The following is a 15,951-nucleotide window of genomic DNA, read 5'->3' on the forward strand; positions in this document are numbered from 1 at the left end:
CCGCAAGGCCCGCCGCGTCAAGAAGCCCACGTACGGCGGAGGCCGGCGCGCAGCCGGGTGAAGGATCTCGGGGAGTCCACCCCCAGCACCGCGGTGACCAGGCCCGAGTGTTCGTACACCGCGACGAAAGGCCCGTCCGGCTCGCCCTCCACCACGGTGAACCGGTCGCCAGGTCCGGGGCGGCCCGCGAACTGGAGGCGGCTGCCGTACTGGTCGGACCAGATGTAGGGCAGCGGGTCGTGCACCGGAAGGGCGGTCGTGTCCTCGCCGCGCAGATCGGCGAGGAGCGCCCGCGCGGCCACCACCGGCATGTCGCGTGCGTTGGTCCAGTGCTCGACCCGCTTGCGGCCGGTACGGCAGGCGTAGGCGGCCACGTCCCCGGCCGCGACGACGCCGGGGACGTTCGTCCGCCCCCACTGGTCGGTGAGCACGCCGTCGGCGCAGGCGACGCCCGAGCCGGCGAGCCAGGTCAGGTCGGGGGCGGCGCCGATGCCGACCACCACGGTGTCAGCGGGCAACACGCGGCCGTCCGCGAGGACGAGACCGGTGACGCGGCGCCCCCCGGTGACGGCGTGCACGCCGGCGCCGGTGACGAGGTGCACGCCGCTATCGATGTGGCGCCGGGCCAGGAGGCGGGCGGCGGGTTCGCCGAGGGCCGCCCGCAACGGAGTGTCACCGGCTTCCACGACGGTGACGTCGTGGCCGAGGGACCGGGCGGCGGAGGCGACCTCGCAGCCGATGAATCCGCCGCCGACCACGGCGATCCGGCCGCCCCCGGCGAGGTCGTCGCGGAGCGCCGTGGCGTCGGCGAGGGTGCGCAGTGTGTGCACTCCCGACTCGGGGAGGTCGCAGGAGAGTGTGCGCGGCCGCACGCCGGTGGCTATGACGAGGCCGTCGACGTTCAGCCGGTCGCCGTCGCCCAGCCGTACCGTCCGGTTGTGCGGGTCGAAGGCGGTGACGCGGGTTCCGGTGCGCCACTCGGCGGCGAGCTCGGCCTCGCCCCGCTCGTCGAGCAGGGCGAGGTCCGCCGTCTCGCCGAGCAGCACCTGTTTCGACAGGGGCGGCCTGTCGTAGGGGCGGCCCGGTTCCTCGCCGATGAAGATGAGGCGGCCGTCGTGGCCTTCGGCCCTCAGGGTCTCGGCGGCGCGGATCCCGGCCAGGCCGGTGCCGACGACGGCTATGACGGTCACGCCGTACCCTCCGCTTCGACGCAGACCATGCCGTTCACGACGACCACGTCGTAGACGCGGACGGGGCGGCGGGCCGGAGGGCAGTCGGGTGCGCCGGTGCGCAGGTCGAAGCGTGACTCGTGCAGCGGGCACTCGATCTGGTAGCCCGCAAGCCAGCCGTCGGAGAGCGAAGCGGTCTCGTGTGAGCAGGTGTCGTCGATGCAGAAGACGCGGTCGCCGATCCTGACCAGGGCGAGGGCCGCGGGCAGGCCGGGGGGTGCGACGCGGGTGACGGTGCCCGCCACCAGGTCGCCGAGGGGGCACAGTTCGATCATTCGTTTCACACCTGTCGCACGGCGTCGTAGCGGACCTGCAGCGCCTCGGGCCCGCGGAACATCCACCCGGTGAACTCCGGCGGCTCGGCCACCCGCAGCCCGGGGAGCCGGGTGAGGAGCAGCGGCGCGGCGACGCGCAGTTGCTCCCGGGCGAGGTAGGTGCCGAGGCAGTAGTGCGCGCCGAGGGAGAACGCGAGGTGGTCGCCGAGTCCGGGGCGGCCGGGGTCGAACGCCTCGGGGTCGCCGAACTTGCGTTCGTCGTGGTTGGCGGAGGCCGCGAGTGCGAGCAGTTTGTCGCCGGCGCGCAGGGTGACGTCGCCGGCGTGGTGGTCGACGGCGAGCTGGCGGGGTAATGCGCCGATCGGGGTGAGCCAGCGCACGGTCTCCGCGATTGCCGCGTCCAGGGCGCCCGAGTCCTCATGCACATCCCAGGCGATCTCAGGGTGCCGGAGGAGCTGCCACACCAGCGTCGTCAGCGCGTGCCAGGGTTCGTTGAAGCCGCCGCTGAGCATCAGCCGCACCTGGGTGGCGATCTCCTCGACGCTGAGGGGGGAGTTCGCCATGGCGGCGATCACGCTGCCCTCCCGTCCCCCGGTCCCGACCTCGGCGGCCACGAGTGCGCCGACCTCGGCGCGGGCCCGGTCGCAGCGCCGCCATACGGCGGGGTCGCCGGCGTGGTTGGAAAGGCCCGCGATGAAGGCGCCCGACCACTCGACGACCTGCTCGGTCGTCACCTCCGGCAGCCCGATCACCCTGGTCAGGGACCGGGCGGCGAAGGGTGCGGCGAAGTCCCGGACGAGGTCGCACCCGCCCTGCGGAGCGATGCGGGCGAGGAGTTCCCCGGCGATCCCAAGGAGTTCGGCGGACCAGCGCTGCCGTACGTTGCGCCGCTTGAGCGGGCCGTCGACCGCCGCGCGGAGCCTGCGGTGCGCGTCGCCGTCGGTGCGGATCATCACGAGCCCCATGGCCCGCTCGGCGAGCGATTCACGCTGGTGGGCGGTGAAGATCTCGGGGTGCTCGTCGACGAACACCACGTCGTCGTACCTGCTGACGAGCCAGACGCCGAGCCGCTCCGACCAGGCCCAGGGCTCGTCGTCGCGCAGCCGCCGGTAGATCGGGAAGGGGTCGCGGTAGAGGTCGTCGCTACCGAGCCGGGTGGCGATCGCCATGAAGCCGTCCTTCTGTCGGAACGTTAAATGGGGATGAGGTGTGTACGGCGAAGCTCACCGGCCGCCGCCCACCTCTTGGCCGACGGCGGCGGGCGGAGCGGCGTCGGCGGCCAGGAGCCGGTCGCGGATCTCGCGTCCGGCCTCCCAGTGGACGGAGGCGTCCATGCGCCGCACGACCGGCTTCGCCACCAGCACGAACACCACGGCGAGCAGCACCAGCCCGAGGTCGACGAAGGCCAGCGCGCGGAACACCGGGTCGGTCTGGGAGGCGACGCTGGAGTAGAGCGAGTAGCCGAGTACGGCACAGGCCAGCACGCCGACGCCTGCCTTCGCGGGGCTGCCGAGCCGGGCGAACCAGCGCACGCTGAGCAAGCTGATGCACAGGTAGATGGCGGTGATGAGCAGCGCGGCGGCGGTGGCGACGTACTGGAACGCCATGTACGCCTCCGTCCAGAAGAACCCGGCGCTGAGCACCAGGATGGGCACGGCGCACAGGGCGACCAGCCGGACGGGGATACGCTCAGGTTCGCTCAAAGACCCGCCTCCGGAGCGGGCCGCGTCGCGCCGCATCGCGAACAGCGTGCGCACCGCGCCGTTGGAGGCCGCGGTGATGGTGGACAGGCCGGCCAGGAGCACTACGACCGTCATGACGAACGCGACGGTGGAGCCGAAGTGCTGCTCGGCGAGTTCGAAGAGCGGCGCCGGGGAGGCCGCGAGCGTGTCGAGGTCGGGGAAGCCGACGTTGATGAACCACGAGGCGAATACGTAGAGGCCGCCGCTAAGCAGGAGCGTCGTCCACATGCCCGCGGGGACGGTGCGCCCGGGGCTGTCGGTCTCCTCGCTGAGCGAGGCGCCGGACTCGAACCCGCCGAAGGTGCCGAGGGCCAGCGCCATGCCGAGGAACAGCTTCCCGGGTGTCACCCCGTCGAGGGAGAAGGCGGCGAGGCTCAGGTTGCTTCCGCCGTACCCGCCTTTGACGAGCACGGTGACGCCGATGAGCACCAGGGACAGCACCCCGAGCACCTCCAGCGCCACCTGGAAGCGGGTGGAGAACTCGATGCCGCGCGCCACCACATAGACGCACAGCACCCACAGCGCCACCGCGACGAGCACCCAGGGGATCTCGGGTCCGGAGACGTATCCCATGGCGACGCCGAAGTAGTTGGCCTCGTTGGAGAGCACGCACGCGGCGAAGCCGAGATAGGTGAGCAGGTAGGTCCAGCCGACGACCACGGCGACGCGCATGCCGCTCAGCACGCCGGCGTAGTAGTAGGCCGCGCCCGCAGAGGAGAAGTGCTTCGCCAGCGAGGCGAAGATGTAGACGACCAGGCCGCCGGCGAGCACGCCGAGCAGGAACGAGGTGGCTCCGGCGGTGCCGGTCACCGCGACCATGACGGCGGGGAGTACGGCGGTGCCGGACGAGGGGCCCGACACCGACAGGGGCTGGGCGACGTTGCGGAAGAAGCCGATCTTGGTGGGTCGTGGCCGGGCAGGGCCGGTGGGAGTGGCCATGGTGGTGCCTCCAGGGGGGTGCAACAAGGTGCCGGGCGGGGCGTTCGTGTCCGGCGCCTGCCGTGCCGCGGCTGCCGGAGGTCAGCTCCGGCGGTGGTTGATCATCACGTGTTTGACCAGGGTGTAGTCGAGGACGCTGTACACCGACAGGTCCTTGCCGTATCCGGACGCCTTCGCGCCGCCGTGCGGCATCTCGGGGGTGACCACGTCGTGCTCGTTGACCCAGACGGCTCCGCACTCCAGCAGGCCCGACACCTCCATGGCGCGGCCGGCGTCCTTGGTCCACACCGAGGCGGCCAGGCCGTACGGCGTGCCGTTCGCCAGCTCGACCGCCTCCTGCTCGGAGTCGAAGGTCTGGACCGTGACGACGGGGCCGAACACCTCGCGTTGCACGATCTCGTCGTGCTGGGAGACGCCGGTGACGACGGTCGGCTGATAGAAGAAGCCGCGTTCGTCGCCGCTCGCGCCGCCGGTGAGGATCTTGGCCTCTCCTCCGCCGAGCCGGTCAACGAAGCCGCTCACGCGGCGGTGCTGGGCGCCGGAGACGAGCGGGCCCATCTCGACGCCGTCGACCGCCGGGTCGCCCACCCGGATCGTGCGGACCGCCTCCACCAGGCCGTCCACGATCTGGCCGGCGATCCTGCGGTCGACGAGGATCCTGGTGGCCTCCGTGCAGTCCTGGCCGCTGTTGTAGAACGCCGCCCGGCGCAGCACCGACACGGTGTGCTCGATGTCGGCGTCGTCGAACACCAGCACCGGCGCCTTGCCGCCGAGCTCCAGGTGGACGCGTTTGAGGGAGTCTGCGGCCTCGCGGGCGACGGTCCGGCCCGTCGCGGAGTCGCCGGTGAGCGACACCATCCGCACGCCGGGGTGGCGCACGAGCGCGGATCCGGTGGTGCCGTCGCCGGTCAGGACGTTGAGGGTGCCCAGCGGCAGGATGCCGTCGGCGAGTTCGGCGACGCGCAGCGTGGTCAGCGGGGTCTGCTCGGCCGGTTTGAACACGGTGGTGTTGCCGGTGGCGAGGGCCGGGCCCAGCTTGTAGGCGAGCATCACCATCGGGTAGTTCCACGGCGCGATCTGGGCGACGACGCCGAGCGGTTCGCGGCGCACGACGGAGGTCTGGCCGCGGATGTACTCCCCCGCGCTGCTCGCCTCCAGGCTGCGGGCCGCCCCGGCGCAGAACCGGATGTGGTCGATGGCGAAGGCGATCTCGGCGCGGGCGCCGGCCTTGGGTTTGCCGACGTTGGCGGACTCCAGGTCGACGAGGGTGTCGATGTCGCGTTCCATCGCCGCGGCGAGGTCCAGGAGGGCACGGGAGCGCTCCCCCGGGGTGTGCCGCCGCCAGTCGGCGTAGGCGGCGGAGGCGGCCGTCACCGCGGCGTCGACGTCCTCGGCGGTCGCGATCGGGAACCCGCCGAGCGGCGTCCGGTCGGCGGGGTTGACCACCTCGTGCCGGGCGTGGTCACCTGCGTCGATCCACCGCCCGCCGACGAAGAACTGGTCGCGCACAGAGGTCATGAGGTCTCCTGATGATTAGAGGGCAGCGTTCGGTAAAGCGAACGGCCGTGGTAGCGTCCCCACTGGGAGCCGGCGTTCGCCGAGCCCCGGCGAGGTTGTGAGGAGGTCCCGCTGTGGGACGGATGGAGGACACTGTCGCCGCCAACATCAGGCGTTTGCGCGAGGCGCGGCAGATGTCCCTCTCCGAGTTGTCGCGCCGTTCGGGTGTGGGCAAGTCGACCCTGTCGAGCCTTGAGTCGGGCACGGGCAACCCCACCCTGCAGACCCTGTGGTCCATCGCGGGCACGCTCGGGTGCGCGCTCGGCGATCTCATCCACGAGCAGATCCCGCGCCTGCTTCCTGCGGGCGAGGGCGTCCGGGTGGACAGCGAGTCCACACGCGGCCGGGTGATCGCCCGCATCAGCGCCGGCAGCGGCGTGGACGTCTACGAGGTGACCTTCCTGGCGGGCAGGGTCCACGAGTCGAGCGGCGGCATGCCGGGCATGACCGAGCGTCTGTATGTGGTGTCGGGCGAGGTCACGGCCGGCATGCCGGGGGCGGAGGTACGGCTGTCGCCCGGCGACACCTACCTGCTGCCCGGTGAGCCCTACGTCGTGCGGGCGTTGTCGGCGGACGACGCCGTCGCCCTCATGATGATCACCAGGCCCGGCGGCGCCTGATCCGCGTGCGCCGCCGGCCGGGCGCGGGTCACCAGCCACCGTGCCATCCCTCCAGGATGCCGTCCGGCACGTTGTCGGAACCCTCGTCGGGGCGGCCCCGCAGGAAGTCGAAGTCGCACCCGGTGTCGGCCTGCCGCACGTGCCGCACGAACAGGGCCTTGTAGCCGCGCCGGTAGCGGGGAGCCCGCGGGGCCGACTCCCGGCGGCGGCGCTCCAGTTCCTCGGGGGCGACCTCCAGATCGAGGCGGCCGTTCGGTACATCGAGCGAAACGACGTCGCCGTCGCGGGCCAGCGCCAGCGGTCCCCCCACGGCGGACTCCGGCGCCACGTGCAAGACGACGGTGCCGAAGGCGGTGCCGCTCATCCGGGCGTCGGAGATCCGCACCATGTCGGTGACCCCTTGCGCGAGCAGTTTGACGGGGATCGGCAACATGCCCCACTCGGGCATGCCCGGTCCGCCCTTGGGGCCGGAGTTCCGCAGCACCAGCACACTGGACTCGTCGACGTCGAGGGCGGGGTCGTCGATCCTCGCCGCGAGATCGCGGACGTCCTCGAAGACGACGGCGCGGCCCCGGTGGGTGAGCAAATCGGCGCGTGCGGCGCTCGTCTTGATGACCGCGCCGTCGGGGGCGAGCGAGCCGCGCACGACGGCGAGGCCGCCCGTCCGGCCGCGCGGCCGGGAAAGGGGGGCGATGACCTCCCGGTCGAGGACGGCGGCCGACTCGATCTCCTCGCCGAGGGTCCGGCCGGTGACGGTCGGCACGCCGGTGTGCAGCAGCGGCGCGAGTTCTTTGAGCACGGCCGGGACGCCGCCCGCCGCGTCGAGGTCCTGGACGAGGAACTCGCCGCTCGGCCGCAGGTTGGCCAGCAGCGGCGTGCGCGCCGAGACGGCGGCGAAGTCGTCCAGGGTGAGGGGCACACCGACGCGGCCGGCCAGCGCGAGCAGGTGCACGATGGCGTTGGTGGAGCCGCCCAGGGCCATCAGCAGGGTGATGGCGTTCTCGAACGCCTCCCTGGTGAGCAGCGCGGCCGGGGTCGGCCCGCCGGCCAGTGCCAGCTCCACGGCGAGCCGGCCGGCCCGCGCGGCGCCGGCCAGCCGCCTGCCGTCCATGGCCGGGACCGTGGCCGACCCGGGGAGCGCAAGGCCGAGCGCCTCGCTGAGGGCGGTGATCGTGGAGGCGCTGCCCATCTCGGCGCAGTGGCCTGGCGTCGACATGATCGCCGCCTCCAGGCCGCCAACCTCGGCCCGGTCGGCGGTGTCGGCGCGCACCCGCTCGGCGAGCTTCCACACGTCGGTGCCGCCGCCAAGCTCGCGTCCGCCGTACGAGCGCGGGCTGGTCGGCCCCGCCGTCACGACGACGGTGGGCAGGTCGACGCTGGCCGCGCCCATGAGCTGGGCCGGCAGTGTCTTGTCGCATCCGCCGAGCAGCACGACGGCGTCCATCGGATACATGCGGATGGATTCTTCGACGTCCATCGCCATGAGGTTGCGGAACATCATCGCGGTGGGTTTGGCGAGGTTCTCCCCCAGCGAGATCGTGGGGAACTCCATCGCCACGCCGCCCGCCTCCGCGACTCCGCGCTTGAGGTGCTCGGCGATCTGCCGGAAGTGCACGTTGCAGGGGGCGAAGTCCGACCAGGACTGGGCGATCCCGATGAACGGCCTGCCGTCGAAGTGCTCAGGGGACAGGCCGATGGGGGTCAGCGTGGTGCGGTGGGCGAATCCGCTGATGTCGACGGTGCCGAACCAGCGGGCGCTCCGCAGCTCTCTCCCAGGGTTCATTTCTTCCCTCCCGGGCGCCGGGTCGCCAGGTTCGTCAGCTTGCGCAACCACGGTTGCCGGGCCGCGGTGTTCATGACCTTCTTCAGCGGTGAGGCGTACGCCGCGTGCAGCACGTCCTCGAACCCGCGGCGGCGGAGTTCCCGCGCGGCGTGCTCGGATCCCCAGGGGCGCGGCGTGGCCACGCCGAGGTCGGTGAGCACGGCCATCGCCGCGTTGTAGCCGCTCGCGCCGAGCACGCCTCCGCCGGGGTGCGTGCCGGAGCCGCACAGGTAGAAGCCGTCGACCGGGGTGCGGTATGCGCCCCATCCCGCGACCGGGCGGCCGGACAGGAGCTGGGCCGGCGTCATCGCGCCGTGGTAGATGTTGCCGCCGGTCAGGCCGTATTCCCGCTCAAGGTCCAGCGGGGTGATGGTGTGGGTGCCGAGCACGGCGCCGCGCATGTTGGGGGCGTGCTCGTAGAGGCGGTCGAGCATCAGATCGGTGAGATCCTGGCGGGCGTCGTCCCAGGTGCGCCCGGTCAGCTCGAACGGGAGTTGCTGCACCCCGGTGACGATCATGTGCCTGCCCGGCGGCACGAGCCCCGGCTCGCGCACCGAGTCGATCGTCAGCTCGACCACCGGATCCTCCGGCAGCCGGCCGGCCCGCGCCGCCTCGAAAGCGGCCTCGTAGTGGTCGAGGTCGGGGCTGAGGAAGGTGTGGCCGTTGTGCTGCGGGCCCTGGCCTTTGGGCAGCCCGGTGTACTCCGGCAGGCGGTCGGCGGCGATCAGGACACGGCACTGCGATCCGCGTACGTCGTAGGCCTCGACGGCGCTGACCGTCTCGCCGGGCAGGTGCTCGGGTCCGACGAGGGTAAGCAGGGAACGTCTGGGGTCGGCGTTGGACAGGACCAGGTCGGCGGAGATCTCCTCCCCCGAGGCGAGCACCACCCCGCGGGCCTTGCCGTCGCGGACCACCACGTGGTCCACCGGAGCGGAGGTGCGCAGCCTCGCCCCGCTCGCGGCGGCGGCCGACGCGATCGCGGCCGTCAGCGCGCCGACCCCGCCTCGGGCGAAGCCCCACTTGCCGAAGTGCCCCTCGAACTCGCCGACGCTGTGGTGGGCGAGGACGTAGGCCGTGCCGGGTGTGCTGGGCGCGCCGTACACCGAGACGACGCCGCTGAACGCCAGGAAACCCTTGAGCAGGTCGGACTCGAAGTAGGCGCCGAGCAGGTCGGTGACGCTGCCGGTGACGAACCTCTCGTAGAGGCCGGCCGAGCCCCGCCGCTCGAACTCGCCGGCCACATCGGCCAGGGACGGCGGCGGCTGCATCATCAGCGGGCGCAGGACGGCGCCGAGCCGCTGCATGTCCATGCCGAACTGCGCGAAGGCGTCGGCGTCCCGCGGCCCGAAACGTCTGCGCACCTCGCGCAGGGTCCGGTCCGGCTCCTTCCACATGAAGAAGTGCCTGCCGGACGGCTCGGTGGTGAACGCCAGGGCGTCGGGCGAGCTGTAGAGCTCCAGTCCGTACTCCTTCAGCCGCAGGTCGGCGACGATCTCGGGGCGCATCAGCCCGAGCACGAACGCGCAGGTGGAGGCCCGGTAACCGGGCATCACCTCCTCGGTGACGCACGCGCCGCCCAGCATCGGGCGCGCCTCAAGCACCGTCACCTCAAGCCCCGACCGTGCCAGGTAGGCGGCGGAGACCAGGCCGTTGTGGCCGCCTCCGACGATCACGACGTGCGTCATGCGGTGCACTCCCTCATCCCGGCCAGAGCCGTATCGGCCCGGTCGAGCACCAGATCGATGTCGGCGTCCGTGTGCGCCGACGACAACATCCAGGTGTTCCGCGGCGGCAGGTAGACGCCGCGGCGCAGCAGCGATTCGGCGAAGGCGCCCGCGGCGGCCCTGTCCGTGCGCGCCGTCACGTCCGCGTAGTCGGCCAGGCGGCCGGGGTCGCGGACGAAGTGTGTCTGGAGCAGCGCGCCTAGCCGGTGCACCGCCAGGTCGTGTCCGTGCCGCTCCCCCACCTTGCGCAGCCCGTCGGCGAGTTGCCCGGCCAGCCGCTCCAGCCGCGCGTCGAACCCCGGGCGCATATAGCACTCCAGCGCCGCGAGCGCCGCCGCCGTGGCGAGGGGGTGGCCGTTGAAGGTCCCCATGTGCGGCGCGGGCCCGGCCGCCGTGTCGAGCACCGCGCTCCGGCCGGCCACCGCGCTGATCGGCAATCCGGCGCCGAGCGCCTTGCCCAGCACCGTCACGTCGGGGACAACCCCGAACCTGCCCTGCGCGCCCGCGAGCCCGGCGCGGAAGCCGGTGACGACCTCGTCGAAGATCAGCACGATGCCGTGGCGCTCGGTGAGCGCGCGCACCGCCTCCAGATAGCCGGGCAGCGGCTCCAGCACCCCGGCGAGCGGCACCGGCTCCATGATCACGGCGGCGATCTCGGAGCCGCGCTCGCGCAGAAGCGTCTCCAGCCCGATTGGATCGTTCCATCGCGCCACCAGGACGTCGTGATCGCGGCCCAGCCCCGCCGACGCGGCCACAGGTGGCAGCGGCACCGGCCGATCCGCCGCCGCCGGCGGGGTGCCAGGCCCCGACACGGCGATGTCGGAGAACCAGCCGTGATAGTGCCCCTCGAACCGGACGACGGTGTTCCGCCCGGTCGCCGCCCGCGCGAACCGCAGCGCCGCGTGCACCGCCTCGCTCCCGTGGTCGAGAAGCAGACGGCCTCGGCGCTCGGCACCACCTCCACCAGCACCTCGGCGAGCTGGGCCTCCAGATAGTGCTGTGCCCCGTAGAGCAGCCCGGCCCGCATCTGCCTGGTCACGGCCTCGACGACCGGCTCCGGGCTGTGTCCCAGCAGCAGGGGCCCGTTGGCGAGGGCGAAGTCCACATAGACCCCGCCGTCCGCGTCGGTCAGCCGCGCACCTTCTGCCCCGGTGATGACCAGGGGCGCGGGCCGCACGCCGAGCCTGGCCGCGGACGTCACTCCTGTGGGGATGACCCTCGACGCCCGCGCCATCCATGCGCGGGAGAGGGCGAAATCCCGGGTGTCTTGTATGGACATGGCAACCTCCAGTCCGGTGCCCCAGGTCCCTTCGTTCCCTTTATCGAACACCACGGAGAGGCGGTAACGCAATATCTCACGCACTGAGCTTTACTTTTAAGCTCCTTGTCACTCTTGATCGTTCCTTAAACCGTACGAGGTGTGCCACGTCGGCGACCACGTGCGCGAGCCGGCCCGGCTGGCCGGCCTCGCTCTGCTCCGCCTGCGCCCCCACGTCGACTGGGCCCCGGCCGTCACCACGATCGACGACGTGCTCAAGCCGCCGCGTCCCCTCGCCCACTCCCGTGACTTCGCCGGAGTGGCCGAGGGCGACCTGTTCGCGCCGGCCGACGTGATCTGCCGCTGATCGACGCGCCCGTCACCATCGAGGACCGCAGCACCCACGTGCTCGCCTTCTCCGATCGGCAGGAGGAGGCCGGCTTCATCAGGATCTCCTCGATCCTGCAGCGATCCTGCAGCGCATGACGCCCGCCGACTTCCACGAGATGTCGCAGGACGCCGAGTTCAGCGCCGAGACCCCCGTGTTCGTGCCCGGCCAAGCCAGGTGTCCTCCCACCACCCGGTGGCGACGAGGTTGCCGAACCACATGTGGGAGAGCTCGTGGAGCAGGACGGTGGCGCGATCCTCGCGTTCCTGGCCGGTGGCGGCGGGGTTGAAGACGAAGGGGCGCCGAACGTGACGGCACCGGCGTTCTCCATGGCCCGCGCGCCGGGCTCCAGAGTGGTGATCTGGTGGTATTTCCCGGCGCAGGGGAAGATGCGCTGCGCCCCCACCATGAAGGTCATCGTGGTGAAGTAGAGCTCGCCGTCGGCCGGATCGATATCGCCCGCGGAGTACGGCGTGAGCCGGATCAGGGCCGGTCGAGCGACAGGCGCGACGGCACGCTCGAACGTCAGGGTTCGAACAGGCGGAGCTGGAGGGCGAGTTCCAGCCGCGTGCGGGGGTCGTCGAGGTCGACGCCGCCGATCTCGCCGATGCGCCGCAACCGGTAGCGCAAGGTGTTCTGATGGATGTGGCTGTTCTCCGCGGCCAGCACGATGTCGCCGTGGGCGTCCAGCCAGGACCGCAGCGTGGGCAGCATGGAGGCGTTGCGCGCGTTGTCGTAGGCGAGCAGTTTCGCATAGGCCCCCGTCGGTCCCCAACCGCGCATGCGCAGCAGGTCGCGGCTCTCCAGGAGCAACGCCTCCACGTCGACCTCGGCGGCGTGGGCGATGGACCGGCCGTCGCGGGCGGTGCGCAGGACGCGGACGGCCCGGTCGGCGTCGGAGCGGGAGCGTTCCAGGTCGTCGGCGCCCCGCCCGACGCGCCCAATGCCGATCAGCATCGGCTCGGTGCTGCGGGTGCGGGCAAGGAAGGAACGGCAGGAGCTCTCCACGATCACCTGCACGTCCCTTAGGCGGCGGGCCGGCACGATGGCGTAGATCTGGTCGTCGATGACGGCGCAGATCGACCCGGGCAGGCTCGCGTCGAGGTGGGTGTTCAGCGCGGTGGCGATGCGCTGGCGTTCGCCGTAGCGGCGGGCGATCAGCAGGCTGTCGGTGGCGGCGGCGAGGTCGGTGTCGCCGTTGTCGAACGAGACGGCGAGCACGAAGGCCGCCGTGTCCGCCAGGCCGAGCTGCCGCAGCGCCGTGGCGGCGGTCGCACCACCGCCGAGGGCGGCGGCGACGCGGTCGCCGCGCACCCGCCGCCGCGCGTCGGAGCCGCGCAGCCGCAGCATGCGGATGGCCACCAGGCGGGAGCCTTCAAGCAGCCGCTGCTCGCGGTCGGGCGTCGGGGCCTCGCGCACGGCGGCCCAGATGGTGCCGAGGAACTCCTCGCCGGCCCGGATCGCCACCGCGAGCCGGGGAAGCGTGGGCCTCTCGTCCACCGCCACGGCCTCGAAGTAGACGGGCCCGGCGGCGCGGCGGATCGCGCGGGCGGCGCCGTCGCGCTGGTAGACCACCGGGGTGCGGCGGCCGAGGATGCACTCGACGCGGATGAAGTCGGCCTCCTCCTGGCGGTCGGAGAAGGCCAGGACGTTGCCGTGCCGGTCGTCGATGGTCACCGGGGCGTCGATGAGGGTGCAGATGGCGTTGGCGAGGTCGAAGAGCTCGCCGGTGAGCGCGGGTGAGGAGAAGGGGGCGACGTTTGCCGTCCGGCCGGAGGCATTGAGCAGGGTCAGCGCCTGCAGCCAGCTCGCCCCCGGGGACAGGCCGAGCAGGACCGTGCCGCACTCCCCCGCCCGGTTTACGAGACGCCCGTCGGCGGCGCTCGAACGGACGACGACGGCGGCCGCCCGGCCCGCGGCCGCCTGGACGAGGGCGAGGAGCGACGGACCGTCGTTGAGGCCGACGGCGAGCACGATCGACCCGGCGGGCACGGGCGCGGGGTCGGCGGGGTCGTGAACGTGGACACCGGTGACGACGCCCGCCGTCCCAGGATCGCCGGCGAGCAGGTCGACGAGGGTGCTGCCCAGATGCTCGATGGCTCTGGCGAGAGTGGATCCCACCGGCTGGGCGGGGGCGTCGGTCCAGTTCACAGGGCATCCTCCGATCGCCGCTGGTTCGCACACCGTAACCCGCGAACGGCCGGGTGCGGTAGCGTCCGTGCAGGTCAAGGCCCATTCGGAGTGACCCTCGTCACTCTGCGGCGCCGCTCTCGACGCGGGTGAGGATGTCGTCGCGCCCGCCCCTCCGCAACGTGCGGCATGTGGGAACCGCCTTCGAGGGTCACCCATTCGCAGCCGGGGATGCCGTCGCGGAGCGGCTCGGCCTGTGCGGGCGTCAGCTCGTCGTTACACCATGGGACCCCGCCGGTTTGTCCGGGCTCCTACCCAGCCCGGGACCATGTTCCGACTCGACGCGAACCGACCAACTTCCGACTCGACGCGGGGTCACGGCCGCGGACCGTGAAGCGCGCTCCGCCCGCGTCGAGTCGCAACTCCTCCTCAGGTCAGGAGATCCAGCCTTCCCTGACCGCCAGAGCCCCGAGATGCATCCTGGTCTTCGCGTCCCATTCCTCCATCAGGGATGCCACATGGCGGCGCACGGTGCGCTCCGTCACCCCCAGCGACACGGCCACCTCGTGGTCGCTCTGCCCGGCGGCGAGGAGAGTGAGGATGCGCTGCCGTATGGGGTGCACCTCGCCCGTGACGCCCTGCGCGTCGCTGAGCGGGGTCGCCGTCCGCCAGATGCTCTCGAACAGGTGGCAGGCCATCTCCGTGAGCAGCGGATGCCGCACCACGAGCGCCGCCGGCACCGTGGGCGCCGGGATGGGGAAGATCACCTGGTCGTCGACAATGGAGAGCCCGGCGCCAGGCAACCCGTGGTGCACACGGACGGCCACCCCTTCCGCGGCCAGATCGTGGAACAGCGTGGCGGGGTGAGGCCCGCGGTCCAGGAGATCGCTGGCCACCACCGTCCGCAGGAGCCGCATGGGCAGCGGCGGCAGCACCCAGGGCTCGTCGCAGCCGGCCGCGAGGTCCCAGTAGACGGGGGTGTTCACCACCATGATGCGGTCCAGCGCGTTGACGTGCAGCCCCATCACGGCGGCGGGCACCACGTCGGCGCCCTGGACGAGGTTGACCACCCCGTCCGTCTCCGGCGCCACCGCCGCCCTCGCCGTCAGCCACGCCTGCAGACGCCCCAGATAGTCGTGCAGACTCAGCAGGTCGCGCGTCCGGTGGTTGAGCTCGGCGTGCATGTCCTCAAGCAGCGCCTGCTGGTGGGTGAGCACCTTCTCGTAGACCTGGCCGGGCGGCACGGCGTTCAATGTCGCCGGGCGCGTGCCGCTGATCCATGCGAACCCCCTGTCGATGAGCTCCGCCACCGCCGGGGCCGGCCCGGGGAGCGTTCCATGGTTGCTGAAGGCGATCGCCGGGGGTGCGGTCGCCCGGGGCCGGCCGCCGCCGGCTGTGCCCATAGCCGGGCCCATTTCCATGCCCATCGCCGTGCCGTTGGGCACGGCGACGGGCGGGACGTCGAGATGAACGGCGTGGCGCGACGTGGCCGCCGGCGCCCATGGACCGCTCCCGCCTCCACCCCGCGCTGTCTCCGTCCGCGCGCTTTCCCCGTCCGGTGCGGCACCGGCCCCCGTGCGGGCACCGTACACGGCGGAGTGGCGGCCCGGCGGCTCAGGGCCGTCGACGATCTCCACGTCGATCGGGAGCGGTCCTTCACGGACCAGACGTTCATAGAGCTGCGCCGCTTCGCCCGACATTAATAACTCCAGCATTTCCTCCCCTTCTGCCGGACAGAGCGACGCCCGGCTGGTTTACCGATCATTCTTCATCCGGAAGATGACTTGGTCCATAGGCGGAAGCGCCAAAGGGCTCACAACATTTGTCCGCTGTGTGTGCGTTTGGTGTCCCGGAGGATGGATTGAAGGCAGCCGCGAATATTTACGCTGCGCCATCCGCCGGTCACCGAACAGCACCCTTATCGGATGGCCTGCCGTCAACCCTACACACCCTTCTCCAAAAGTTGATATGACTCGGCACCACTTTTGTCGCCTTTCGCGGACGGTGCGAACCTTGGCCATTATTGGCCACCGTCAGTGATCCTTTGACTACCAAGAATCTCGGCTGACGTCGCAGCCCACCCCTCCGGCCCACGCGGCGGGCACAACGCGCCGAGGGGCGGGCGACGGCTATTCAGAGCGGGAGAGCAGCGTGCGGAAAGCCGACCCGGAGAAGCGCCACCGAAAGGTGGCGTGCCGCCTTTCGAGGTCGCGGTGCCCTGGCCCGGGAAGCTCACCGGAGAGGATAAAGATCGGCTCGGCGGCAAG

General features: G+C 71.9%; 13 protein-coding genes and 1 pseudogene. 3 read left to right on the forward strand and 11 right to left on the reverse strand.

Annotated features, from left to right (window positions below):
* Nucleotides 1-17: 17 nt before the first annotated feature.
* From Ssi02_RS26450 to Ssi02_RS26470, 5 genes are all read right to left on the reverse strand, one after another.
* Nucleotides 18-1,190 carry an NAD(P)/FAD-dependent oxidoreductase gene (locus Ssi02_RS26450; RefSeq protein ID WP_204030283.1) on the reverse strand — a complete coding sequence of 391 codons (1,173 nt, stop codon included), beginning with the start codon at nucleotides 1,188-1,190 and terminating at the stop codon, nucleotides 18-20.
* Nucleotides 1,187-1,504 (reverse strand): non-heme iron oxygenase ferredoxin subunit, encoded by a 318-nt coding sequence (locus tag Ssi02_RS26455; RefSeq protein WP_204030284.1) that lies wholly within the window; start codon nucleotides 1,502-1,504, stop codon nucleotides 1,187-1,189. Before Ssi02_RS26455 ends, Ssi02_RS26450 begins: the two co-directional genes overlap by 4 nt.
* A 5-nt stretch (nucleotides 1,505-1,509) precedes the next feature.
* A complete protein-coding gene (locus Ssi02_RS26460) occupies nucleotides 1,510-2,673 on the reverse strand; it encodes a cytochrome P450 (RefSeq protein WP_204030285.1) in 1,164 nt (387 codons plus the stop codon).
* A gap of 54 nt (nucleotides 2,674-2,727) precedes the next feature.
* Nucleotides 2,728-4,185 (reverse strand): APC family permease, encoded by a 1,458-nt coding sequence (locus tag Ssi02_RS26465; protein WP_204030286.1) that lies wholly within the window; start codon nucleotides 4,183-4,185, stop codon nucleotides 2,728-2,730.
* Nucleotides 4,186-4,266: 81 nt separating this feature from the next.
* Entirely contained in the window at nucleotides 4,267-5,703 is a 1,437-nt protein-coding gene (locus tag Ssi02_RS26470; protein ID WP_204030287.1) for an aminobutyraldehyde dehydrogenase, read from the reverse strand.
* 122 nt (nucleotides 5,704-5,825) lie between these two features.
* On the opposite strand from Ssi02_RS26470, the gene Ssi02_RS26475 reads away from it, so the two are divergent.
* Nucleotides 5,826-6,362 carry a helix-turn-helix domain-containing protein gene (locus Ssi02_RS26475; protein WP_239129752.1) on the forward strand — a complete coding sequence of 179 codons (537 nt, stop codon included), beginning with the start codon at nucleotides 5,826-5,828 and terminating at the stop codon, nucleotides 6,360-6,362.
* A 28-nt stretch (nucleotides 6,363-6,390) separates the two neighbouring features.
* On the opposite strand, the gene Ssi02_RS26480 is transcribed toward Ssi02_RS26475, so the two are convergent.
* The 3 genes and pseudogenes from Ssi02_RS26480 to Ssi02_RS26490 all read right to left on the reverse strand — a co-directional run bounded on the left by Ssi02_RS26480 (nucleotide 6,391) and on the right by Ssi02_RS26490 (nucleotide 11,187).
* Complete coding sequence (locus tag Ssi02_RS26480; protein ID WP_204030289.1) at nucleotides 6,391-8,145, reverse strand: dihydroxy-acid dehydratase; 1,755 nt, start codon at nucleotides 8,143-8,145, stop codon at nucleotides 6,391-6,393.
* Nucleotides 8,142-9,869: a phytoene desaturase family protein gene (locus Ssi02_RS26485; protein WP_204030290.1), complete on the reverse strand. Its 1,728-nt coding sequence runs from the start codon at nucleotides 9,867-9,869 to the stop codon at nucleotides 8,142-8,144. The genes Ssi02_RS26480 and Ssi02_RS26485 overlap by 4 nt, the downstream gene beginning before the upstream one ends.
* A pseudogene (locus Ssi02_RS26490) lies at nucleotides 9,866-11,187 on the reverse strand (aspartate aminotransferase family protein). The gene Ssi02_RS26485 and the pseudogene Ssi02_RS26490 overlap by 4 nt, the downstream one beginning before the upstream one ends.
* 160 nt (nucleotides 11,188-11,347) lie before the next feature.
* Here Ssi02_RS26490 and Ssi02_RS26495 point away from each other — a divergent pair.
* Complete coding sequence (locus Ssi02_RS26495) at nucleotides 11,348-11,533, forward strand: hypothetical protein (RefSeq protein WP_204030292.1); 186 nt, start codon at nucleotides 11,348-11,350, stop codon at nucleotides 11,531-11,533.
* Between the two features lie 158 nt (nucleotides 11,534-11,691).
* Here Ssi02_RS26495 and Ssi02_RS39915 read toward each other — a convergent pair whose 3' ends face one another.
* On the reverse strand, nucleotides 11,692-11,796 hold the full coding sequence (locus Ssi02_RS39915) for a M1 family aminopeptidase (RefSeq protein ID WP_373870202.1): 105 nt from the start codon (nucleotides 11,794-11,796) through the stop codon (nucleotides 11,692-11,694).
* Between Ssi02_RS39915 and Ssi02_RS38895 the strand changes: the two genes are divergently transcribed.
* Nucleotides 11,788-11,985, forward strand: coding sequence for a hypothetical protein (locus Ssi02_RS38895; protein ID WP_239129727.1), 198 nt, complete (start codon nucleotides 11,788-11,790; stop codon nucleotides 11,983-11,985). The genes Ssi02_RS39915 and Ssi02_RS38895 overlap by 9 nt on opposite strands.
* A gap of 94 nt (nucleotides 11,986-12,079) precedes the next feature.
* Here the strand turns inward: Ssi02_RS38895 and Ssi02_RS26505 are convergent, their stop codons facing one another.
* Complete coding sequence (locus Ssi02_RS26505) at nucleotides 12,080-13,705, reverse strand: PucR family transcriptional regulator (RefSeq protein WP_204030293.1); 1,626 nt, start codon at nucleotides 13,703-13,705, stop codon at nucleotides 12,080-12,082.
* Between the two features lie 413 nt (nucleotides 13,706-14,118).
* A complete protein-coding gene (locus Ssi02_RS26510; protein ID WP_204030294.1) occupies nucleotides 14,119-15,399 on the reverse strand; it encodes a helix-turn-helix domain-containing protein in 1,281 nt (426 codons plus the stop codon).
* Between the last annotated feature and the right edge of the window lie 552 nt (nucleotides 15,400-15,951).

It is taken from the genome of Sinosporangium siamense (genome assembly GCF_016863435.1).
GTDB classification, from domain to species: Bacteria; Actinomycetota; Actinomycetes; order Streptosporangiales; family Streptosporangiaceae; genus Sinosporangium; species Sinosporangium siamense.